Annotated in this window: 21 protein-coding genes; all 21 read left to right on the forward strand. The window is 60.5% G+C overall.

What is annotated here, in order from left to right; translation table 11 throughout:
• Positions 1-14 precede the first annotated feature (14 nt).
• The 21 genes from GFK26_RS08445 to GFK26_RS08545 all read left to right on the forward strand — a co-directional run bounded on the left by GFK26_RS08445 (position 15) and on the right by GFK26_RS08545 (position 23,269).
• Entirely contained in the window at positions 15-974 is a 960-nt protein-coding gene (locus GFK26_RS08445) for a hypothetical protein (RefSeq protein WP_153281606.1), read from the forward strand.
• Positions 971-4,018 carry a T6SS effector BTH_I2691 family protein gene (locus GFK26_RS08450; protein WP_153281607.1) on the forward strand — a complete coding sequence of 1,016 codons (3,048 nt, stop codon included), beginning with the start codon at positions 971-973 and terminating at the stop codon, positions 4,016-4,018. The genes GFK26_RS08445 and GFK26_RS08450 overlap by 4 nt, the downstream gene beginning before the upstream one ends.
• A 13-nt stretch (positions 4,019-4,031) precedes the next feature.
• Positions 4,032-5,075 carry a DUF6708 domain-containing protein gene (locus GFK26_RS08455; RefSeq protein ID WP_153281608.1) on the forward strand — a complete coding sequence of 348 codons (1,044 nt, stop codon included), beginning with the start codon at positions 4,032-4,034 and terminating at the stop codon, positions 5,073-5,075.
• A 14-nt stretch (positions 5,076-5,089) separates the two neighbouring features.
• On the forward strand, positions 5,090-5,464 hold the full coding sequence (locus GFK26_RS08460; protein WP_153281609.1) for a hypothetical protein: 375 nt from the start codon (positions 5,090-5,092) through the stop codon (positions 5,462-5,464).
• A 131-nt stretch (positions 5,465-5,595) separates the two neighbouring features.
• On the forward strand, positions 5,596-6,483 hold the full coding sequence (locus tag GFK26_RS34185; protein ID WP_153281610.1) for a DUF6708 domain-containing protein: 888 nt from the start codon (positions 5,596-5,598) through the stop codon (positions 6,481-6,483).
• 94 nt (positions 6,484-6,577) lie between these two features.
• Positions 6,578-6,898, forward strand: coding sequence for a hypothetical protein (locus GFK26_RS08470; RefSeq protein WP_153281611.1), 321 nt, complete (start codon positions 6,578-6,580; stop codon positions 6,896-6,898).
• Positions 6,899-6,993: 95 nt separating this feature from the next.
• Complete coding sequence (locus tag GFK26_RS08475) at positions 6,994-7,551, forward strand: DUF6708 domain-containing protein (protein WP_228121949.1); 558 nt, start codon at positions 6,994-6,996, stop codon at positions 7,549-7,551.
• A complete protein-coding gene (locus GFK26_RS08480; protein ID WP_153281612.1) occupies positions 7,548-8,066 on the forward strand; it encodes a hypothetical protein in 519 nt (172 codons plus the stop codon). The genes GFK26_RS08475 and GFK26_RS08480 overlap by 4 nt, the downstream gene beginning before the upstream one ends.
• A gap of 126 nt (positions 8,067-8,192) precedes the next feature.
• Complete coding sequence (locus GFK26_RS08485) at positions 8,193-11,120, forward strand: type VI secretion system Vgr family protein (RefSeq protein WP_228121950.1); 2,928 nt, start codon at positions 8,193-8,195, stop codon at positions 11,118-11,120.
• A gap of 3 nt (positions 11,121-11,123) precedes the next feature.
• Positions 11,124-12,659 (forward strand): hypothetical protein, encoded by a 1,536-nt coding sequence (locus GFK26_RS08490; RefSeq protein ID WP_153281613.1) that lies wholly within the window; start codon positions 11,124-11,126, stop codon positions 12,657-12,659.
• The gene (locus tag GFK26_RS08495; RefSeq protein ID WP_153281614.1) at positions 12,656-13,732 is read left to right on the forward strand and encodes an Imm71 family immunity protein; all 1,077 of its coding nucleotides are present in this window, start codon (positions 12,656-12,658) and stop codon (positions 13,730-13,732) included. Before GFK26_RS08490 ends, GFK26_RS08495 begins: the two co-directional genes overlap by 4 nt.
• A gap of 81 nt (positions 13,733-13,813) precedes the next feature.
• On the forward strand, positions 13,814-14,689 hold the full coding sequence (locus GFK26_RS08500) for a hypothetical protein (RefSeq protein ID WP_153281615.1): 876 nt from the start codon (positions 13,814-13,816) through the stop codon (positions 14,687-14,689).
• A gap of 30 nt (positions 14,690-14,719) precedes the next feature.
• Complete coding sequence (locus GFK26_RS08505) at positions 14,720-15,856, forward strand: hypothetical protein (protein ID WP_228122104.1); 1,137 nt, start codon at positions 14,720-14,722, stop codon at positions 15,854-15,856.
• A gap of 2 nt (positions 15,857-15,858) precedes the next feature.
• Positions 15,859-17,112, forward strand: a complete 1,254-nt coding sequence (locus tag GFK26_RS08510) for a type VI immunity family protein (RefSeq protein WP_153281616.1) — start codon at positions 15,859-15,861, stop codon at positions 17,110-17,112.
• A 289-nt stretch (positions 17,113-17,401) separates the two neighbouring features.
• Positions 17,402-18,406, forward strand: coding sequence for a PoNe immunity protein domain-containing protein (locus GFK26_RS08515; RefSeq protein WP_153281617.1), 1,005 nt, complete (start codon positions 17,402-17,404; stop codon positions 18,404-18,406).
• 36 nt (positions 18,407-18,442) lie between these two features.
• Entirely contained in the window at positions 18,443-19,315 is an 873-nt protein-coding gene (locus tag GFK26_RS08520; RefSeq protein ID WP_153281618.1) for a PoNe immunity protein domain-containing protein, read from the forward strand.
• 22 nt (positions 19,316-19,337) lie between these two features.
• Positions 19,338-20,096, forward strand: a complete 759-nt coding sequence (locus GFK26_RS08525) for a hypothetical protein (RefSeq protein ID WP_153281619.1) — start codon at positions 19,338-19,340, stop codon at positions 20,094-20,096.
• A gap of 48 nt (positions 20,097-20,144) precedes the next feature.
• A complete protein-coding gene (locus GFK26_RS08530; protein ID WP_153281620.1) occupies positions 20,145-21,110 on the forward strand; it encodes a LysR substrate-binding domain-containing protein in 966 nt (321 codons plus the stop codon).
• A 136-nt stretch (positions 21,111-21,246) separates the two neighbouring features.
• Complete coding sequence (locus GFK26_RS08535; protein ID WP_153285901.1) at positions 21,247-21,831, forward strand: Dps family protein; 585 nt, start codon at positions 21,247-21,249, stop codon at positions 21,829-21,831.
• A gap of 91 nt (positions 21,832-21,922) precedes the next feature.
• On the forward strand, positions 21,923-22,786 hold the full coding sequence (gene ubiA / locus GFK26_RS08540) for a 4-hydroxybenzoate octaprenyltransferase (RefSeq protein ID WP_153281621.1): 864 nt from the start codon (positions 21,923-21,925) through the stop codon (positions 22,784-22,786).
• A 15-nt stretch (positions 22,787-22,801) separates the two neighbouring features.
• Entirely contained in the window at positions 22,802-23,269 is a 468-nt protein-coding gene (locus GFK26_RS08545) for a MaoC/PaaZ C-terminal domain-containing protein (RefSeq protein ID WP_153281622.1), read from the forward strand.
• Position 23,270: the final 1 nt, after the last annotated feature.

Raw genomic sequence — 23,270 nt, forward strand, 5'->3', positions numbered from 1 at the left:
CAACGCGGGAACAGTTGCAAGAGATATTCGACAGCGCGACGTCTCTCTACGTGCTGGTCGATCCGATGCAGGGAGAGCCCATCCCGGTATCCATGGATGCCTCTGCTGACCGCGCTGCGCTACAGGTGGCGCGTGAAAAAGCGTGGGGTCGTCAGGTCACGGCCGTGTCGCTCGATCCACGCGTGCCATTGGCGAAGTCGCAGCACCCTTACCTCGTGACACTGCACGGTGCGAGTGACGAATGGCTCTCTGATACGTTCGACATGGCCTTGGCCGAGCGCGAGGCCTCGCAAGCCGATGGCTTGGCATCGGACGGCACGGGCATACACCGCATCAGTTGGTTGCAAACGAGTCTGTTTGGCGACGACCTTGCGGAGGTGCTGGCGCCGATGCTACGTGTGAACACGTCGGCCTGGACTGACGCCCGCTACATGCGGCTAGCGGATCGGCGTGTCTTCGATTGGCTGCGGCACGTGGTGGGCGATGCGCGTGTCGCAGCGCAGTTTGGCCGCCTCCGGCGCTGGGTTTACTTGGATGCACGCGGGCGAATTGAGCAACTGACCCATGCGCAAGACGAGATCGAACCACTGCGTCTGACGGCCGAAGAATGGGCGCTCTTTATGCAAGGTGAACGGATGCATGTGACTACAGCTCGGTGGCTCGGCGAACTCGCGCGATCGGGCGATCGCGCTCTGTGCGAGGGCGTGTGGCAAGACGACGATATCTACACACGGGTCGTGGCATCCCTCGACCGTGCCGAGTTGGCGGCGCAGCGGTGGCCCTCGCGCTTCGTTCACCCCCGCGATCGAAGTGCGTGGGCGGCGCTGGATCTTCTGCATCCAGGGCTGGAGCGTGATGTTCGAGTGCGAACTTTTTTGCAGGCTCCGCCTGAAGAAGAAAGCGGACTCGCCGAAAACATGCATACCCTGAGCGACACCTTGCGCGCTTTGATGTTGAAGGGCATCTCCTCATGAGCACGACCATCCCAAGCGGCTGCGACGCTTGCAACAAGAGCGGCCTGTCGCTTCTCTTGCTACGACCAAGCCCTATTGCGATAAATGGGGCCTTGGTGCCACCGGGAACTGAAGCACTCCAGACCGATACGAGCGGCCTAGTACCTGGCTTTGAATTGAATGAAAGTCGCTACGTGCTGCGGCTGTTGCGTGCCGGCTATGTGCATGTCCATATTCCAAGCCCGCCGAAGGGGATGAAAGAGTGGCTGGTCTATCGTGTCACTGAAAACGCTGATCTCGTCGAGCAGAGCGACCCGGTGTTTGCCCAGACTCCTCCTCCTCCGGCCTGCTCGAATACCGCGCACAACGCAGCGGGCATGCGCCTTCTGCATATTCCACAGGCGCACAAGATTCCCGTCATATGGATCGCCTACAGCGCCAATCTATGGAACGAGAAAATAAGAAAGCAGAATCGAGCCAATCCAGACGCCATGATGGAGGTGGATCTTGCTGGCGGCAGCACGGCAGGAAGCTTTGTCCCGACAGCGCCAAATCTCCGTAGCCGGGTGCTGGAATGCGCGCTAACGAACTTGAACATCAACAAGGCGAAGGATCACGATTTTCAGTTCAATAGTGTTGCGTCCATTGTTGACAGTCTGGCCGACAACCTGAAGCGAGCAGCTGCGTGTCATCCCAAGACGGTGGGCAAGGAGCGAGCTGTGGTGCTGCGGGATCCGGTGGGCTTGGCCGCGGAACTGAATGCGCTTCGGCTCCGGTTTCACGAGCTGAGCCAGCAGTACATGCTCAAGCCCGAGATACGCCAGCCTTTCGAGGTCAATCGTGTCATTGAGACTCTCAAGGGGAGCTTGATCGCCGATGCCAATGAACGCTCCTTGGATGCGGTTTCTCCTCTTCGGACACGGACGGCATACCTGGCAAGCGCTCCTCCTGCTGGGACGAACTGGGAGGCGTTGACCGCTGAGCAACGTGCGGTCTTGGTGCAGTCGGCGACGGGCGACAACTGGTACAGCCAAATTCTGCTGGCTCCCTATAAGCGGGTATTCAGCAATGCAGATTTAGGACGCGTTGTATTCCCCGATCAGGATGTGCGCGCGGCTTCATGGGCGAAGAAAGAATCTGACGAAGCTTGGGCCAAGATGGACAAGTACTACGACGAAGGTCAGCGCAAAAGATGGCAGTCGACTTTCGAGGCTGACATGACACGCCTGTATCTGGAGCCCCTCAAACGCTATGAGGCTGACTGGGGTATCGCGCTGAAGGACGGGTTCTTCCTGCGCTACTTCGAGCAGCATTTCGATGAGCAAGATCGCAACAGCCGCAGCGAGCACGTGCGAAGCGGCTGCAGTGCGGGGAGCGTTTACACCCGAGAAGCGTGGTTGTCCTATACGCCGGAGCCTTTGACCGGTGTTCTGAGCAAAACGTTCGAAGCCCAAATAGACGCCGACATCACCAAACCTGACGCCATCATGTTGCGGGCTGTGGTTGCGAATCAGTCGAACCTGAGCGAACAGATTGCTTCCGAGAAGCGGGACAAGGTTTACGACTTCATGAAGGGATTGATTGGCGAGTTCACTCAGGCCAAGACTACCGGAGGGCAAGCCCTTTCACAAGGAACGGCTAAGGCCGTCTCTTGGCTAACCAATGCTACCTTGGGATTTTCGGCCGGATTGGTCAGCGCTTTGGCGGCGACGGCAGCACAAAGTGCCGGCGCAGCATTTCGGGAAGTCTCGCCTGGAGCGAAATCTGCAATTGATGCCAAGATGTTCGCTCGCCTGGAACGAGCGCAAGGGATGGCGCTGATTCATCGCGCCAGTGAAGAGGCATTGGCGGCTGCACTGCAAGGAAAGACCCCCAATGTCCCTGTCTTGATGATGGTGCACTTTGACCCTGAGACGGCTCGACAAATCATGAAAGGCAGAGGTCAGCCGGTCAACAAGAAAACTGCACGGCAATGGGCTAAGCAGGGGCGCGTGAGCATCGGGTTCATCACCGATGCAACCACCATCTCCAAACTGAACGTAGATCCCAAGATTGCTACGCGCGAGTTGGCGATTCAAGCCGACGTCGTGCGCATGCAGGAGCAAGCTTATAACCTGAAAAGCGCCGCGGCCAGCGGTGCCGCTTCAGGAGCGGTGCTTACGCTGCCGGTGGACAAATTCATGGACATCTATGAAGCGCAACGCACCCAGATCGCTCGGGCGCCTCAAGGTATGCGTGGGTGGTTGGAGCAAGTCGGGAAGAATGTGAAGGGAAGTAGCACTGTGGCAGCCTCCAGGGAGGCTGTAATGTCCGTCGACGGGCGACTGGCCATCGGGAGCATGGTTGTTCAAGGCCTTGGATTGCTCAAGGCGTTGGCCGACTACGAGAAGGCAGGAGCCGACGCAGACAAGAAGTTCGATGCTGTCTTGAGTCTTGCGGACGGGGCGTCTGGATTCCTAGGCGGCTTTTTCGAGTTGGGGGCGGCGGGCTGGGAAGCTCGACTGGTGCTGACACAAGGCGCGGCGGCTACCGAGACCAGTGTCATGCTGGCGGGACTACGTGGCTTAGCCTACGGTATGGGTCTGGCTGGCAATGTGGTAAACGCGTGGATTGCGTATCGCCTGTCTGAAAAATTGGAGAAGGACGGAAACGTAGAGTTGAGCAAGATCATGCAGATGAGTGGGGCGCTATTCGGTTTAGGTGCAGCACCCTTGCTCTTGGCTGCTGCAGATCAATTCGCAAAAGCCGCGATTCGCAGGGGGCTGATCGCTGGGGGCGGTCTCGTCACCCGGCAACTCGCAAAAATCGTGGCCATTCGATTGGGTACTGCGGCTGTGGGATTGACCTTCCCGGGCGTCGGATGGGCATTTACAGTGGTCGCCGTCGGCCAAACTATCTACGTGGTTGTCAACACGCCTACGCCGTTTCAGACTTGGCTCAAGAGCAGCTACTTTGGAAAGCCCGATAGTGGGGAGCGTAAGCGAGGGAATTGGAGTGAAGAAGAGGCTGCTCTAAAGAAAATGCAGGCCGATACACCAGTACCTGAGGAAGCTAAACGTGCTTAAGCATGGAGAGTTCGTGGCACCAGCCATCGCATTACTGGAAGACAAGGAGGCCGCACCGAACAAGGTTGACGCCCAGGCGCTTACTGGTGTGCTGGAGCGCTTCAGCAAAGGCAAGCGTGCAAGCGACACACCGAGCGCCATGAACAATGTGGCGACGGTTTTCAAAGATGCCATTGCGCTTCAACAAGCGGGAGCATCTGCACAGATGCGAGGGTTCATCTTGATGTGCGCACTGGGTGCGGCCGGCATCGAAATTTGGATTGTTCCAAAAATGCTCAGGTTGGCAGCCGAGATACTTCAGACATGGCCTCGACACTGGTTTCTTGCGATTGAAATGGCTATCGCGCTGCTTTTTGCACTCGTTGTTTTTCCTCGCTGGATACTCGCCTTCCTCTCTTCGGACTTGTTTGCTCCTGAGGATCAGCCCACGGTATTTGATCGAAAGCACCGCAAGGTCTACCGACTTTTCCCGCCGCTTGACGGCTCGGCCGACACATGGTGGAAGCGTCTTCGCCTTCAACCTATTGCACTGCAAGCGATCGAGTATGACTGGGCTTGCATTGCTGCTGAACATCGTTCGGCGCTGGCATCCACTGGCCAGACGATCTCTCGCCAGCACAGCTTGACGCTGGTGGTACGCGACTATCGAAAGCCGAACGAAAAGGAAGGCCGTCTGCTCGATGAATTCGATGTGGGCAACAGTCTGGGCATGGGCGAGAACACCGTGCCCATGTTGTGGGAGCACATCCGTCGCTTTATGGAAGATGGTGGGCCCGGCATTCCACATGGCGAGCAGCTTCAAATCTTCGACCGGCCCAGAAGTCTGTGGCAAAGCATGGGGGTGGTGGGGCCTTTCGGACCCAAGTTGGGATGGTGGTGGAAAACCAATCGCTTTCCGACCATCTTGTTGCTGCTTCTCTTCCCCGTCACATTGCCATTCTTCACCGTCTGGGCTCTGTGCAACTGGATCAGCCATATGACCATGCGCAAGGTCATCTGGCCGCAGGAGGTGCTTGAGCGGGTAGGGCGGACTTTGTTGGTTCAAAAATTGCCATGAGTTAAGGAACTGACTTGAAAGACAAAAGCAATCAAATCGACGACATCGAGCCTTCGATGGATCACCCAAAGGCAGCGCGCCATTTTCTCTTGGCGTTTCTTTATCTTCTGGCGTTCATCGCTTGCGGACTGGCTGCTTGGTTCGCATTTTCGGCGAATGCCAAGGCAACTCTGGTCTTGGGTATCGCCGCGTTGGTTTTGCAAACGATTGCGCATTTCTACGCGAAAGCAATTGCAGCCGCGGCTACCGAAAGCAGAGGTCGAGCATTGCAGGCAGGCACTGACGTCATGGAGCTGTGCTCCGCGTGCTATGCACAAGTTCCGATGGAAGCCCCGGCGTGTCCTCACTGTGGAAAACGTCGCGAGACGTCAAGTCAAAACGGTGTCTGATTCTTCATCTCAACGCATAACACCTGATTCGCAACGGCGCCGACGGCATCCAGCAAATTGGTTGCTTGCAAGCGAGCTTGTTTGCTCAAGACCTTGCCGAGTTGCCGACGGTGACGGGATGACGGCGTGACATGAAGAAGCTACCCGAATACAACGTGCTGCTGCCGGATTGGCAAGGACCGGAGACGCAGTTTGACGATATCAGTGAGGCGTTACGCGCGATGCTCAACGGAACGATCACGCGCGTGGCACCCGAAGACAAGAAGCAGCCGGTGCACGAGAGCGCCAGCACTTGCGATTCGCTGTTGGCGGTGCATCCGCATGCCATTGAGGTTGGCGCGCCCTCTGGAACCGGGGAGGCGGTGGGGAATGGGAATACCTATGCGGTTTTCTTCTTGGGATTCATGGGATTCGGGGCTTGGTTTCTTTGGGAAGGATTGATGTCTTCGAGTGCTTTTTTTCTTGCTAGCGGAAGCATTATTTTTGCGATTGGCTTCTTCCCCTTCTCGTTCGCCCTGCGGATGTCCCACCTTGCCCCCCGCGATATCCCCGTCGTCTTCAACCGCAAGACCCGTGAAGTCAGCATCTGCGTGCTGGGGCGCTTGCGCTTCTGGCGCTTCTGGGAGCGCGTGGGCATTGACAAAGTGATCACCACGTCTTGGGACGATTTGCAGGCCCGCAGCTACAAGATCATGCAGCTCACCGGCGAGGCAGCCCGCGACACCCATGTGCTGCGCCTGCTCTGGGGAGAGGCCCGGAATCCGCGCAAACTGGAAGGCATCGCCTTGATCGGCTACCTCGGCTGGTATGAAGATGCTGCACTCTGGCGTCTGTGGGAGCACATCCGGCGCTACATGGAAGAAGGCGGACCGGCCATCCAGCCCGGCGAGAGCTTGCGCACCAGCGGTGCGGGCAAGTTGCCGGAGTTGCCGCCGGAGGTCATTGCAGCGGCTGGCGGCCCGGCGTTTAGTGTGGAAGAGGTTGCCCGGCTGGCGAATGCGGCCGGTGTGGCGGCTTAGGGGCAAGCTGAAGTGCACTCGATCTCCGCCAGTCAGGCGCAAACGGCAGTCAAAAGGTCAATCGTTGCCGACCGTGACGGGATGACGGCGTGACATGAAGAAGCTACCCGAATACAACGTGCTGCTGCAGGACTGGGAAGGGCCGGAGACGCAGTTTGACGATATCAGTGAGGCGTTACGCGCGATGCTCAACGGAACGATCACGCGCGTGGCACCCGAAGACAAAAAGCAGCCGGTGCATGAGAGTGCCAGCACCTGCGACTCACTATTGGCTGTGTATCCGGAGGCGATTCAAGTTGGAGCGCCTATGGGTACCGGAGAAGCGGTGGGAATGGGAATACCTTTGCGGCCTTCTCCTTGGGTTGCATGGGTCTTGGGATTCCTTGGTTTTGGAAAGCTTGGGAGCGTTGGCTGAAATGGTTTACCTATGACGATCCGAGTCTTTGGAGCAACCCACCGAGTGCGACCGATTTTCTAGAGCCATTGGCCTTTGGTCTCATCATGTTTGGCATGGGCTTCCTCTTCTTCTCCTTCGCCCTGCGGATGTCTCACCTTGCTCCCCGCGACATTCCCGTTGTCTTCAACCGCAAGACCCGCGAAGTCAGCCTCTGCGTGCTGGGGCGCTTGCGCTTCTGGCGCTTCTGGGAGCGCGTGGGCATCGACAAAGTGATCACCACCTCGGGGGACGATTTGCAAGCCCGCAGCTACAAGATCATGCAACTCACCGGCGAGGCGGCCCGCGACACCCATGTGCTGCGCCTGCTTTGGGGCGAGGCACGCAACCCGCGCAAGCTGGAAGGCATCGCCTTGATCGGCTACCTCGGCTGGTACGAGGACGCTGCGCTCTGGCGTTTGTGGGAGCACATCCGGCGCTACATGGAAGAGGGCGGCCCGCCCATCCAGCAGGGCGAGAGCTTGCGCACCAGCGGCGCGGGCAAGCTGCCGGAGTTGCCGCCAGAGGTCATTGCAGCAGCCGGCGGGCCGGCGTTGAGTGTGGAAGAGGTTGCCCGGCTGGCGAATGCGGCTGGTGTGGCCTGCGCGTTGCATCGCCGCTCTTTTGCCCTATGAAGCGATTCGCTCTAATTGCCGCAGTCGTTGTTGCAGCCCTCATCGCGTCGGCTGTGGCGTACCGCGGCTATCGGGTGAACACGAGCACTTCCGACACTTCCACCGCGGTATCGAGCGATGAGAGCCAAGCACAGGGAAGGCTGCTCGCAAAGCTTCGTTTCGATGCGCCGTCTTTTGGCGATTGCTCGGTGCATGACGCGTGGCTGGAAAAGTCCTCCACGTTCGTGACGCGCAGCTGGTTCGGCATTCGTCTGGGCAAAGAGACCATTCCGACAGCCGCCATCCATGTGGTCCTCAACATTCCCAAGGACCCATTCCAGTCTGCGGAAAGCTTGAGCTTCGACGAGACGAATCCGACCGCCTCCGACTTGGGGCTGACGGGCTCGTTCACCCAGACCGTCACGATCAACGCGAAGCGCTACTGGCTGTTCGGATCGAACACCGTGTTTCCGCCGCCTGCGGTCATGAAATTCAGCTGTGGCACAGCAAAAGCACATGCAACGTTGGCGAACTAGGATTTTTCCGGTCCACGCGATGTCGATCGGCCAGCCCCTGAACCGACAGGGCGGGAAGATCGCGCGCGGCCATGCATCGAACGAAGACCGGCACGACCGGCACTGACACCAGGGAGGTGGAGAACCATGTCATCAGACACATCAAACAGCGTCATGCCGACCTATGGCGCGGCGCCATGGAAGCTCGAAGGCCTGAACGTCGCGCGGCTTTCGGAGCAGGCGCGGCTCATCAAGCTGCAGCTGCCCGCGTCGGCGCCGCAGAACGCCGTCGTCGTCGAGCGCTTCACCGGCAGCGAAGGCCTCAACGAACTCTTCGAGTTCACCATCGACACCCTTGCCACGTCGAGCGAGTTCGATCCGTTCGCGCTGATCGGCGAAGAGCTGAGCCTGCGCCTGCTGCTGGCCAATGGCAGCTTTCGCACCTGGCACGGCTACCTCACGGCCGTCGATGCGCTGGGCGGTGATGGCGGCCTTGCGCGCTATCGGCTGCACCTGCAACCCTGGCTTGCTGCGCTCGGCCTGCGCCGCGACAGCTTCGTGTACGCCGCCAAGCACGTGCAGGACATCGTCAGCGAAGTGTTCGCCGACCACACCACCGCGAGCTTCAGCTTCGAAGTCACACAGGAGATGCCCGTGCGGCCGACCTGCGTGCAGTACCGCGAGTCGGACCTGGCCTTCGTGTTGCGACTGCTCGCGGAAGAAGGCCTGAGCTTTCGCTTCGAGCATGAACAGCAGTCGCCCAATGGCAGCAGCACGGGGACCAACACCACGCCCTCGCACCACCGCCTGGTGATCTTCGACCGCGCGGCAACCCCGCCCGACTGCGCCTTGTCGCAGATCCGTTTCCACCGCGTCGACGCCACCGAATCGACCGACGCCATCACCGCATGGAGCAGTCGGCGCCAGGTTGCCACCAACGCCGTCATGCGCAACGCCTGGGACGCCAGCGTGCTGCAGGCCCCCACTGGCGCTGTGCAGAGCGCGCTGTCGATGGGCGACGTGCCCGTGCTGGAGCACTACGACGGCACCGGTGCGCAGCGCTACGCCGACAGCGCCACCGCCGCCCGCCGCGCCGAGCAGCAGCTCGTGGCCTTCGAATCGCGCATCAAGCGCTACGGCGCCGCGGGCAGCGTGCGACAGCTCGGTGCGGGCGAGCGCTTCACGCTCACGCAGCACGACCGCTACGAAGGCCGCAAATTTCTCGCACTGCGCGTGCGCCATGAAGCAGCCAACAATTTGGGCGCGCAAGCCGCGCAGGTGCTGGAGGCCGGCGAACTCGAAAAGGGCAGCTACCGCAACAGCTTCGAGGCCCAGCCGGCCGAAGCGCAGGTCGTGCCGCTGTGGCGACCCAAGCCCACCGCTCCCGAAGCCATGGTCGCGCTCGTGGTCGGGGCCGATGACGACGAGGCACCGACCGCCGTCCACACACAGCGTGACCATCGCGTGCAAGTCCGTTTCCATTGGCAGACCCAGCGTGCGGGCCAGCAGCAGTCGACGAGCAGCGGACAAGGCAGCCTGGTCGCCGCCGGCCGCCACGCCAGCAACCGCCAGTCCGTCTGGCTGCGCGTGGCCGCACCGGTGGCCGGCCCCAACTGGGGCGCCCACCACCTGCCGCGCGTCGGCTCCGAAGTGCTGGTGTCCTTCATCGAAGGCGACATCGACCGACCGGTGGTCGCCCAACAGCTCTACAACGGACAGGATCTGCCGCCCTGGTCGGCCGGCACCGATTCGTCGGCCAATCATGCCGGCGTACTCTCAGGCTGGCACAGCCGCGCGCTCGACGGCAGTGGCTACAACCAGTGGATCGCCGACGACGCGCCCGGACAGGTGCGCACCCGCCTGGCCAGCTCGCACGCGGCCAGTCAACTGAACCTGGGCCACCTCAACGCCCAGTCTCCTGACGAGAGCAGCCGTGGCGCCTGGCGCGGCAGCGGCGCAGAGCTGCGCTCCGACGCCTGGGTCGCCACGCGCGCCGGCGAGGGCCTGTTGATCTCCACGCTGGCCCAGGAACGCGCGGCGGGCAGCGTCCAGGACACTACCAGCGTGCGCGGTCAACTCGCGGGTGCGCTGCGCGAGGCGCAGAAGCTGTCCGATGCGGCCGGCGGCGCCAAGGCGCTGGCGTTGAGCGCCACGGCGCTGCTGCAGCCGCTCATCGACGACATCGATCCGCAGAAGAACGGGCACTATCCCAGTAGCGTCAACGGGCAGGACGCGCGCGAGCCGAAGGGAGGAGAAGGCGCAGGCTCACGCGAAGGGCAAGACCCCGTGCCCGCCTTCGCCCGGCCGCTCATGGTGCTCGACGCGGCCATGAGCCTGAACATGGCCACGCCCGCCAGCGCGACTGTGTACGCAGGCGAGGCGATCCATTGGACTGCGCAGGCGCAGGCCCACATCGCAGCGGGCAAGACCGTGAGCTTTGCGGCCGCCAAATCCGTGGGGCTGTACAGCCACAAGGGCGGCATCCAGGTCATCGCGCAAGACGGGCCGATGAGCGTGCAGGCGCACACCGACGAACTCGAATGGCTGGCCAAGGAAGGCTTCACGGTCACCAGCAGCAATGACGAGATTCACGTGCTGGCGCAGAAGAAGATCACGCTCAAGGGGGGGCAGACAAGCATCGAGCTGGATGGGATGAACATCACCTTGAAGATGCCGGGGCTGCTGGACATCAAGGGGACCAGCAAGAGCTTTGTGGGGCCGAAGGGGAATCCGGTCGAACTGCCAGCGTTGCCTGCCGGCGATCTTCCGCCAGGCACAGTCCAACTGGATCATCGATATCACGACGATGAAGGACTCGCCGGGGCCAAGTACTTCCTCCGGCTTCCCGGCGGCGCAGAGCGCACAGGTGTTCTCGACGATCAGGGGCGAGCAACCGTCACCGACGTGCCATTGGGCGGCACCGTGAGCTTCGGGCCGGCTGCAGGGGCGTTTCAGCGCAAGGACAAGACGCCGACCCCTGCGCACGACCCCAATCCGAGTGAAGAAAAACTCGGTGGCCTTGTCGACAAGTATTTCAAGCAACCGTCATCTTCCGGGCAAGAAGGCAGGGAATAGAAAATGGCAGATACAACGACTGCATCCGGCAGCGCGCCCGGAGGACTGAGCTGGGCGCGCTTCAAAGCTTGGTCTGCCGAAGCGGGCGAATGGGTCTGGGGTACCACGCAAGGGGCATTCAACGAAAAGGCGTCGTTCAGCCAGATTCTTGTAGATGCGGTGATCGGCATGATCCCGCTGGTGGGCGACGTCACGGCCGTGCGCGACCTGATTGCCGTGGTCATCGGTTTGATCGAGAGCCCCGCGAAGCGCGAGAAGGTGTGGGAATGGGTGCTGCTGGTTGTGTTGCTGTTTGCCTTGATTCCCGTCTTTGGCGGCGTGATCAAAGGGGTCGGGCGCATCGCTGTCAAGGTAGGCAAGGCGGCCGAGGCGCTGACGGGCGCGGCTCGGGCAGCCAAGCTGCAAGAGGGCGCCAGGGAAATCATCGCATTCCTCAACCGCATTGGCTTCAAGAACGCGGAGAAATGGTTTCTTTCGCTACGTATTACCGAGTACCAAGCCCAGTTGTTGGAGCGCTTCAACAAGCTCATGGAAGTCATCAACGGTGTGCTGGTGCAGATTCAGCGCAAGGCGGGCAGCCTGATGCCGGCCAGCTTGAACAGCCGCATCGAAACACTCAAATCGGGACTGGCTACGCTCAAGAAGCTGGCGCCGGACATGCTCGTCAAGGCCGTGAAGGAACTCGATCAGACGCTCAGAGACATGCAGGCCTATGTGCGTAGCGGTGGCGAAACTACCAGCCGGTTGGCGGCGCATGAAGTGGCGGTAGGGGAGCGTGCCGTAACGCGGGCTGACGAGGCTCGCATTATCGAAAGTGGGCCTTTGCCGGCGAGATCGGTGCGTGGGTGGAAGAAAAACAAGGCAATTGCAGGTGAGCCCGACACGTATGAGCTGGTCTACAAGCACGAACCGGGCTATCCAGATCTAACCGAGTACTCCAAGGACAACCGCTACATAAATATCGAAGCCTTCAGCGGCAAGATCATCAACCGCCCGTTGAAGCCGGGCGAGCAAATTTATCGCTACTTTGGACCGGAAGGCGTGACCCATCGCCATGACGTCAAACTTACCCAGCCTGGCGGCGGCTGGTGGGGATTAGGTCCTCCTCCTAGAACAGCGAAAGAGTGGCGCGAAAAATGCGCGGTTCTGGATGAGTGGAATCGCGACGGCTACATCGTCATTGGTACCGCACCGGTAGATCACGAAATCAAAGCGGCAGTGGGTACGATTTCAGAGCAAAGCGGGAAAGAGATCTCGGGGCAATATTTGCCGGGTGGAAACTCACAGGCTGTCATTGATATTTCAGAGTCCGCCAAGAATGGCTTGAAAGATGTAGCTGAAAAAGTTGTTGCCAGCGGAAAAGCCGCCGTGTGGAGTGATCCGGTCACACGCATGAAATTCGAGATCAGACCCACGGGTTGGACTGATGCTAACGGTATTCATGGCTACGCCAACGTACCAAGAGCGGCCTCTGTGCAGACTTCTCGATTGGGTGCACGCGAAATGGCGACCAAAGAAAATAGAGAGGTCACGAAATGACAGTGCAAGTCTCCACTAGGTTGCCTAATGAATTGGAGCGAAAGCAAATCTTCTACGCGCTCAAGCGATGGACTTCTTATACGGCGTGGGAGCGAATCCTTAAGTTCTATCAAGCGTGGGCTGATATCACTGAGGCAAGTCTTCGCGAAGCCAGTGCAAAGGGCCTCGAAGACAAGAGCAGTATTCGTGCTTCACGCCTGATCTCGGTTCTGAAAGGGCTTGCGGACTTGGACGAGGCAGTAGCACGACTCAAGCAGGGTGACAAGGGCATCTTCAAATACGCCTCGTACTCCGAACTCGCACGTTCGTACCGGCCACTGGATCACGAGGGGGAAATGCTCTGGCGCGTGGCGAAGGGAGAAATCGGCATCAACTATGAGTCAACTCCTCTGTGGAATGAGTACGCACGAACAGTCACTCAGTTGTCTCAAGCCTGGAGTGAATGCTCGTCAAACGCTATACAACCGAATTTTGACGGTTCTGTCGATCCTGTCACGCGCACCCGATTCAACGACTATCTGAAAGCAGAGCTCGAACGCATGACTTTCCCCGACTCGTTGCCAGAACCCTCAGATCCAATCGAACCCCTACTGGTCCGAACCGGGCAGGGCGTTAAGTTCTCGGGTATTTGGGAACCGGTCGATGCACCTGCACCAAAGATCATTAGCTTTTTCAAGCCCGCACCACCCAAAGGGCCATTCCCCATCGTGGGCACAATGGCTTACCTACATGGCGGCACGGCCGCCCCTAATATGGCGAGCGACGGCACGGGCGGAGAGGGTCGGCCTGCCGTCTGGCGCCTTTTATGGAAAGATGATCGCTACGAAGATGGCACCGTTCCTGAAGAAGAAAAGCACTATGTGTTCCTCCAGCCCCAAGCAGAGGAGGTACATGTACCGACTCGCAGCACTCCCACTGCGTCTTTGACCGTCATAGAAAGCGGACAGCAAGCCCCCGTCGCGGGTCGTTGGCTGGTGGAAGATGACCTCCGTGCATCGATTGAGGTCGCAGCCGGAGAAGTGCTTCCTTTGCACGAGGGGCGCAAAGTCCGGTGGACGCTGGCGGCGGCGTAAACCACCTCCATCTTGCTCGGGGAGAGAAGCGATGAATGCCGAATTCTCTGGCCAATTTCTTGTTTGAGGCCGAAAAATAACGTGTCCACCGCTCTGCTGTCACAAGAGGTATTTTTTCTCGAGAGGTACTGCTCACTGAGCTACTTTGGGCAGATGCAGGATGCTTGGGCCAAGATGATCGAGGCTGCAGAGCGTGCGTTGGAGCAATTCATGCACGCGTTACCACCAGATTACCGTCGACGGCATTTATCCATGCAACCGGACATCGTTTGGGGCGAGCGCGTTCTGCCAAACTTTCGGACGACGTTGGAATCTGTAAATTCTGGCTATGCCCTGTTGTCGCACGGAGATCTCAGTGCATTGGGACTTGGTGGAAATATTCAAAGCGCCATCAAAGGGCAGACCAGTGACTATCCTGCGAGCTGGATGCCAACGGAACTGGAAGATCAATTCTGGTATTGGCAGGCTGAGGCGGGGACTCGAGCCTTCAACATGTCGATCACAGAGTACGCCGGGTGGACCCTCGGTGATCTCTCAACAGCGTACTCTGCACAAGCGCGTGGGCCGCTAGAAGCGCCGACGACATGGCCGGTCTATCGGCTCAATCCCTCCGTGACGGTGCGGACTGGTCAACTTGTGACGCGGGGCGGCATCTACTTGCCTAGCAGTGACGATAGCTGTGCAGCGGTTCTCATCAAGGACTACGAAGCGTGGGAGGCCAATATCGGGTATGACCCAGCGACCATGCAACGCCGTGGCACGGCATCGACTACGTGGACCTTGGTGGAACGCGTTGCCGACGAAGGAGGGGGCATCCCCGGCAAGGAGGATGCAATGGATGACGAAATCTCCTCGCGTCTGCGTTGGGAAGGAGGCCAGCCTTCTCCTCATGCAGGTTGGTGGGATACCCCTGCCAAGATCGGCAGTCGTCGCTATTTTCTCGCAGAGGCTGCTTGACAGTCCGAGTAACGGTGCGAAAAAAACAACATGCCCACACCGCTCATACCTCAGGAAATCTACCTGTTGGAACGCTACTCGTCGCTCGACTATTTTGGCCAGATGCGCGATGCCTGGGCCAGCATGGTCAAGGTCGCCGAGGAAGCGTTTGAGCAATTCATGCACAAGCTGCCAGCGGACTATCGGCGTCGGCATCTATCAATGCAACCGGACATCGTGTGGGGCGAGCGGGTGCTGCCTAACTTCCGCTCCACGCTGGAGGCGCTGAACAGAGGGTATGCACTCCTTTCACGTGGGGATCTCAGCGCACTTGCTCTGGGCGGAAATGTCAAGAGCGATATCAAGGGCCAGACCAGTGACTACGCTCCCGACTGGATGCCGAAGGAACTGGAAGACCAGTTCTGGCATTGGCAAAGCGAAGCTGATATTCGGGCGTTCAATATTTCGATCACGGAGGCTGGAAGCTGGAAGATTGGCAGCCTGACATCTCGCTACTCAGTGGAGGATCGGGGTGATTTGAATGCACCTTCGAGCTGGCCCGTATACCGAATCGATCCTTCGGTGACATTGACAACGGATGAGCCGGTCTTGCGCAATGGCGTCTATTTACCCGTCTGTGACGACAGCTGTGCAGCCGTACTCATCGAAGGCTACCCGACTCGCAAAGCGACAGTTGGATATGACCCGCAGACGAGACAACGAGTGTCTCGCGCACCGACAACCTGGGTGCTGATCAGCCGCGTCGCTGACGAAGGCGGAGGTATCCCCGGAAAGGAAGAGACGGCGGCCGACGAAGCCTTCTTACGCCTGCGTTGTGAAGGAGGCCGGCCTTGCCCTCAAGGAGGGTGGTGGAATACCCCTGCCAAGATCGGCAGTCGCCGTTACTTCAAAGTGGGCGAGGTCATGCCTGTGATCGAAGCAGCGACTACGGCACCACCTTCTGGCAGTGGAGCCAAGATCAATCCACACCTCGGCTTTGAACTGGTATGCGACGGCGTGCACAAGTACCCGGCGAGAGCCTCGCGGGGCCTGACGGCCGGAGCACTGAGTCCGCGCCGTTTCCTGGGTCGTCACGGTAGACATATGAAGACCTATCGGGCACCGCCAGACTTGTCGATCGCTTTGAGTCTGAAAACGCCAAGCCGCCCGCACGCTCGATGGAGTTGATCATGAGAGCAACTACAAGCTTTCTCAGCGAGCAAGATCTCGATGAGCTTGCCACCGAATTGAAGGAGTGGCCTAACACGGCACGTAGCAACGACGCTTTCGAACTCGGCGTCACGCCGTTCGTGACCTTCTATTTCTTGTACGACACCAAACGCTACGTCGAGACGTCCCTGCTGATGGTCGATATTCACGAGGAGTTCGAGCGCCTTGTTGGGAAACCGTACAAGACCGCGACGCACCCCGATTCAGAGCGGCCGTATCCGTACGGTTCGAAGCGCATACCGGATTTGCGTGAGTACGCGAAAAATGCAGACGCGGATGGCCATTTCGCGTTCAGCTTCAACGACGAGACGAATCACAAGTCCTCGCCTGCCACCTCCAACAATTCATGGCGAATTCCCGCCTATCAGAACGATCGTGAAAGCCGTCGCGACCGCACTTACTCGTCCATCCAGCTCTACTACCGCTGGTCTTGGTGGAAGGACAACAAGGTGGCTTGGCGTGCTTTTGTGCTTCAAACCATCCAGAAGCTGCAGCCCGAACAGGTGTACAGCGGCTTTGCCATGGCCAACCCCCTGGAATTCGGCACACGCTCCGAAGTTGCAGTGTGGGAGCGCGCGCTGACGTCGCGCTTCTATGGACTGGACATCGATTCGCCGTACGGGATGCACAGGGAGTTGCTCTGGGGCGTCCGTCCACCAACATGGGCCTTTCTGTTGTCCGACGTATGGCGCGAACAACTGTCGCTGACACGCGAAGCGGTCAAGGCCGCGCTGACTCATCCTCGAATTACCATTACCGAGCTCGACGCGGGCTTGTGGATCGAGTTGGGCTCGGAGCCGGAGTTGTATCCCGTAGAAAGTGGTGTCCCCGAGCTGCCCTCGTTGCTCAACAAGCTGTTGCGACCTATACGTCACGATGCTATGGGCCTGCTGGACTTCGGCGAATGGGACGGTGACCCAAATGAGCGATTCACCAATGCAGATGCGGTGCGCTGGATGCGTCGCTTCGACGAAGACAGCGATTGGCCGAGTTCGGAGCAGCGCTTGCGTGCACCCATCGATTCGGTGAGCCAATCGCTCACATCGATCTCCGGCGGTCAGCCTTGTCCCCAGGCAGGCTGGTGGCTAACTCCGGCCAAAGCAGGCAGTCGCAGCTACTTCAAGGTCGGGGAGGTCATGCCAATCATCAGGGGGAGCAGTTACGGATCGACCTTCTGGCAATGGGACATTGATCAGTCGGGTCCAAAGCTCTGAGATTCAGTTCGAGGCGGTGCGAGAAATGGTCCGAGGCCGGGCGCGCTGCACGAGGCGCAGCAACTGTCCGACGTGACTGGTGGCGTCAGGCACTGACGTTGAGCGTCACAGCGCTGCTGCCGCCGGGCGGCCGGGTACGTGCGTTGTCCTTATGGATGCCAATATGCCAACGCCAAAATAGAAAGAAAACGCGAGCGCGCGGCGGCAGACGGATGCAAAGGCTGGCATTTTTTCCGCCTTGTGCATTGCGCAGGTACGACATCGAAAAAAAGAAATGGACGTCTAGAAAATGACTGACTTCTACTCGGATCGGCGTGAGCGCTTCTTAAACGAGGAGCCATACCTACTCCTTGTGAACGCGACCCGAGAAAACGTCGCGGAGCTCGAAGGCTATCTAAAAAATGATCTGGCTTCCGCGGATGAAAATGCTTGGTCCCGCTGGCATAGCTTCTTGGCCGGGGCGAAGTTTTCCTTGTTCGTTGGGGACTATTCCGTGGGGAGCCCGGTGCAGGAAATCGCGAAAGTTTTTCCTTCTTTGATTCAAGCTGTTGAGGCCGAAAACCTGCCTCACCCGATCTATCAGACGGAGCCTGTTTTCCTCGAAGAACTCGACGGCTACCACTACGCCATGACCTTGCTTTCGTTGGCCAATCTGCTGCGCCACGACGACCTCGTTCCACGCGTGGCCGCCCTGTTCGATGTGGCCCGGGCCGAAAATCGAGGAAAGGATGCTCTGTACGAAGCGCTGCTTGGAAAGCTCGGCTTGCCGACAGTTCCTGCAAAGGGCATGTTGCGTTTTCTCAAAGCCCATCCACTTCTGTCGAAGGCCATTGAGGCTGCCCCCCAAAAGCGCCCGCTCTTCATCGCCGAGTTTCTCAAGAAGTGGTACCCCGCCATGAAGGGAACTTACTGGCATGGGCTGCACGACAGAGCACCGCAGAGTTTCTTCGGTTACTGGGCCTTCGAGGCCGGGCTGGTTACCTACCTCTGGGACATCGACGACAGCAGCTACCGCGACCTGCCGTTCTATCCCAAGGACCTGGTTGACTATGCGCGCACGCATGGCGCGGTCGCATCGCCTGACACCAGCGCTTCCCTTTCAGCACAAGACGGCCCTCCGGTCTCCACACGAGGTGGAGAGCCTTGCCCACTGGCCGGCTGGTGGTTCACGCCAGCCAAGGCGGGCAGCCGACGCTACTTCAAGGCGGACGAGGTCATGCCCGTCATCGAGGGCAGCAGCTACGGCGCAACCTTCTGGCAATGGAGTGCGGATCAAACGGCGCCCAAGCTCTGAGACTCAAGTCAAATGCGCGGGTTGGACTGGTGAGCCATGAGTAGTTTCTCCTCGAAGCGTCGCGAAAAATTTCTGAATGAAGAGCCCAGTTCGGTCCGCCGGCTGGGTCTGCACGAAGACATTGCCGATGCTCAGCTGCTGCTCGACACAAGTCTCGGAAAAGAGGGCTTTCGCGAAGATGGCTGGTTTGCTTGGAATTGGGCCCTCGCCAGCGCCAAGAGACGTCTCTTGGTTCACTCCTATTCGGACGGCAGCCCGATGGAGCACCTCGCTGCGGACTTTCCCGGCGTGCTTGCTGCGCAAGAGCCATCAAGCCTCCCTCATCCATTGCACGAAACCGAGCCGTTCTCCCTCGAGGAACTCGACGGCTACCACTACGCCATGACGTTCCTGTCCTTGGCCAAGCTGCTGTGTCGTGACGACTTGGTTCCACGCGTTGTTGCCTTGTTCGATGTTGCCTATACCGACAACCGCGGCAAAGACGCGCTCTACGAGGCGCTTCTCGGAAAGCTGGGGCTACCGACGGTGCCTGCGAAGGGCATGCTGCGCTTTCTCAAAGCCCACCCACTGTTGTTGAAGGCCATTGAGGCCGAGCCGAGAAAGCGCCCCTTGTTCGTGGCTGAATTCCTCGAGAAGTGGTACTCGGCGATGAAGGGAACTGCGTGGCACGGGTTGCACGACAAGATCCCGCAAAGCTTCGATGGCTACTGGGCCTTCGAGGCCGGGCTGGTGACTTACCTCTGGGACATCGACGACAGCAGCTACCGAGACCTGCCGTTCTATCCCAAGGACCTCGTTGACTATGCGCGCACGCATGGCGCAGTCGCGTCGCCTGACATCAACGCGACCCTTGCGGCACAAGACGGTCCCCCCACCTCCACCCGAAGTGGAGAGGTTTGCCCGAAATAGGGCTGATGGATTAACAAGTTCCATGTGGCTCTACCTCCATCACACCGCCTCAGACCTCATCGACCTGAACCCTGCAACCGGCCACTGGCGCCCCGTCGACGATGCCGAGAAACCGCCGGGCGCTTCAGTGCTCGCCGACCTCCCGGTTAAAGGCGGCTACACCATCGAGAACGACAAGCGCTATTACAGCTATTGGACCGACGACGAGAAGTTCGTTTTTCGCAGCGACGACGGCGCCGTGTTCGAGATCTGCCAGAAGCGTGGCGACGGCTCCGTGGTCATGCTCCCGCCCGCCTTGCGCAGCGAGATCGCGCCTTCGCGGTATGGCGACGGGCGATTGCGGCAAGGCTTCAGCCAGTTCCGGCTGATCGATGCTGCGACAGGCCAGGTCGTCTTCGAGCTGGACTACAACGCCGAACGCTATCAGCGCCTGTACCAGTCCGACTTCACCGCGGCGGCGGCCGAGCAGGATCTGTCCGATTGGGATTTCTTTATCGCCTTGCAAGGCGCCATCGAGATCTTCGAAGAGCGCGCCGCATCCGGCCGCGTCGCGTTCTCCGCGGAGGTTGATGGTTCGGCGCAGATTCAGGGACAACGCATGCGCCGCGATGAGTTGCTGTTTGCAGACACAGGCCAGACCTGCCCACGCTCGGGCATCTGGGCCTGCCTGACTGATCTGCGCGTGAGCGCTGCCGTCACGCAGGGCGAGCCGATGCCGTCGAATGGCGGGCAGTCGGTGCAATGGGAGCCGCACTGGCTGAGCGCGGCCGACAACTTTTAACCCCGCCCCAGCCGGGTCACAAGCCCTTGCGCATAATTGACGCAAGCTATGACTCTCACCGAACTCAAATACATCGTCGCAGTCGCCCGCGAGCGGCACTTCGGCAAGGCGGCCGAGGCCTGTTATGTGTCCCAGCCGACGCTTTCGGTGGCCATCAAGAAACTCGAGGACGAACTCGAGGTCAAGCTCTTCGAGCGCAGCGCCGGTGAAGTGACCGTGACGCCGCTCGGCGAGCAGATCGTCCAGCAGGCCCAGAGCGTGCTCGACCAGGCCGCCAGCATCAAGGAAATCGCCAAGCGCGGCAAGGACCCGCTGGCCGGCCCGCTGAACCTGGGCGTGATCTACACGATCGGCCCCTACCTGCTGCCCGACCTGGTGCGCCAGGTGATCGCGCGCACACCGCAGATGCCGCTGGTGCTGCAGGAGAACTTCACGGTCAAGCTGCTCGAGATGCTGCGTGCCGGCGAGATCGACTGCGCGATCATGGCCGAGCCCTTTCCCGACACCGGTCTGGCGATGGCGCCGCTGTACGACGAGCCCTTCATGGCGGCGCTGCCCGTGAAGCACAAGTTTGCCGACCGCGAGTCGATCACGTCGGAAGAGCTGCAGAACGAGACGATGCTGCTGCTGGGCACGGGCCACTGTTTCCGCGACCACGTGCTCGAGGTGTGCCCCGAGTTCGCGCGCTTCTCGAGCAATGCCGAGGGCATCCGCAAGAGCTTCGAGGGCTCGTCGCTCGAAACCATCAAGCACATGGTGGCCTCGGGCATGGGCGTGACGCTGGTGCCGCGGCTGTCGGTGCCGGCCGAGGCGCTCAAGCCCAAGGGCAAGGGCCGCAAGGACTCCGAGCAGATGGTGCGCTACCTGCCCGTGCGCGACGCGCAGGACCGCGACCCGCCGATGCGCCGCGTGGTGCTGGCCTGGCGCCGCACCTTCACGCGCTACGAGGCGATTGCGGCGCTGCGCAACGCGATCTACGCGTGCGAGCTGCCGGGCGTCAAACGACTCTCCTAGCGATTCGGGGCCTTCGCCTACGCGCAGGCTGTTTGGGATCGCTGATCGCTGGGATAGAGTGAAGCTGTTGCGAAGCCGCCCGCCGGCTTTCAGAATTTCGGTGTTGTCACCCAACTTCAAGAAAGACCTCTACGCCATGGCCAAACCCGCGAAAAAAACCAAGTCCCCGTCGCCCGCTTCTTCCGCTGGCAAGGTGCCCAAGAAGGGCGGCGCCGTCGTCGCGCAGGAGTCGGGCAGCCGCAACGCGCCGCTGATCAACATCGGCATCGAGCGCCAGGACCGCGCGGCCATTGCCGAAGGCCTGAGCCGCGTGCTGGCCGACACCTACACGCTGTACCTCACGACCCACAACTTCCATTGGAACGTGACGGGGCCGCACTTCAACTCGCTGCATGCGATGTTCATGACGCAGTACACCGAGCTGTGGAACTCGACCGATGTGATCGCCGAGCGCATCCGCGCGCTGGGCCACTACGCGCCGGGCTCGTACGCCGAGTTCAGCAAGATCGCCACCGTGCCCGACGTGCCGCTGAATCCGCCCAAGGCGATGGAGATGGTGCGCATCCTCGTGAAGGGCCACGAAACGGTGTCGCGCATCGCGCGCGAGTTCATCCCGGTGGCCGAAGAGGCCGGCGACGACCCGACCGCCGACATGCTGACCGCGCGCTGCACGGTGCACGACCAGACGGCCTGGATGCTGCGCTCGCTGCTCGAGGACTGATGACGTCGGCCTGATCTCCCGGTGCATCGGGAGCCTCTTCCAAGAGCGGCACAATGGCCGCTCTTTTGACGTCTGCCTTGCCGCTTTTCGCATGCTTCTCGCCCGCCGTTTTGCGCTCTACCTCGATCTGATCCGCTGGAACCGGCCGGCCGGCTGGCTCCTGTTGTTGTGGCCCACGCTGGGCGCGCTCTGGTTCGCGGCCGATGGCTGGCCCGGCTGGCACCTCGTCGTGGTGTTCACGCTCGGCACGTTCCTGATGCGCAGCGCGGGCTGCTGCGTCAACGACGTGGCCGACCGCGAGTTCGACCGCCACGTGAAGCGCACGGCCCAACGGCCCGTGACGAGCGGCGCGATGTCGGTCAAGGAAGCGCTGGGGCTGGGCGCGGTGCTGGCGCTGCTGTCCTTCGGACTGGTGCTCACTACCAACCGCACGACGGTGCTGTGGTCGTTCGCGGCGCTGGCGATCACGCTGATCTACCCGTTCGCCAAGCGCTTCGTGTCGATCCCGCAGGCGGTGCTGGGCATCGCCTTCAGCTTCGGCATCCCGATGGCCTTTGCCGCGGTGCAGTCGACGGTGCCGGCTTTTGCCTGGTGGCTGCTGGCGGGCAACCTGTTCTGGGTGCTGGCCTACGACACCGAGTACGCGATGGTGGACCGCGACGACGACCTGAAGATCGGCATGAAGACCTCGGCCATCACCTTCGGCCGTTTCGACGTGGCGGCGGTGATGGCCAGCTACGCGATCTTCCTGGCGGTCTGGATCTGGGCCGGTGCCAGCCGGTCGCTGGGGATGCTCTTCTATATGGGCATTGCCGCGGCGGCGGCCCAGGCGCTCTGGCACTGGCGCCTGATCCATGACCGCACGCGCGACGGCTGCTTCAAGGCCTTCCGCGAAAACCACTGGCTGGGCTTCGCGGTGTTCGTCGGCATCGTGGCCGGCTATGCCATCCGATAAAGGAAGAGGCTGCACATGCTCGACCGCCTGACACAGAAGATCGGCCAGGAGGGCCTGTCCGAGTGGCATGCCATCACACAACAGATGGTCGACCAGTACGCGGTGCTCTCGGGCGATGGCGAAGGCGAGTGGATCCACCTCGATCCGGAGCGCGCAGCCCGCGAGGCGAGCTACGGCGGAACGATCGTGCCGGGCTTTTTCCAGGTTTCGCACCTGATCCGGCTGACCGGCGAGGCGATGCGCACGCTGCTGCCCTTCGATTCGAACCACGCGCTGAACTACGGCTTCGACCGCCTGCGCTTCGTGAGGCCGATGCCGGTGGGTGCGCGCTTCCGGGCGCGGGTGCGCATTCTCAGCGCGACGCCCAAGGGAGAAGACGGTTTCCTGTTGAAGGAAGAGGTGCTGCTCGAACTCGAGGACGGCACGGTCACGCTGGCGGCCGAGTGGCTGTTCTTTCTCGGCCCGCGCGCGCTCGCTGGCTGAC

Source organism: Variovorax paradoxus, from assembly GCF_009498455.1.
Lineage (GTDB): Bacteria > Pseudomonadota > Gammaproteobacteria > Burkholderiales > Burkholderiaceae_C > Variovorax > Variovorax paradoxus_H.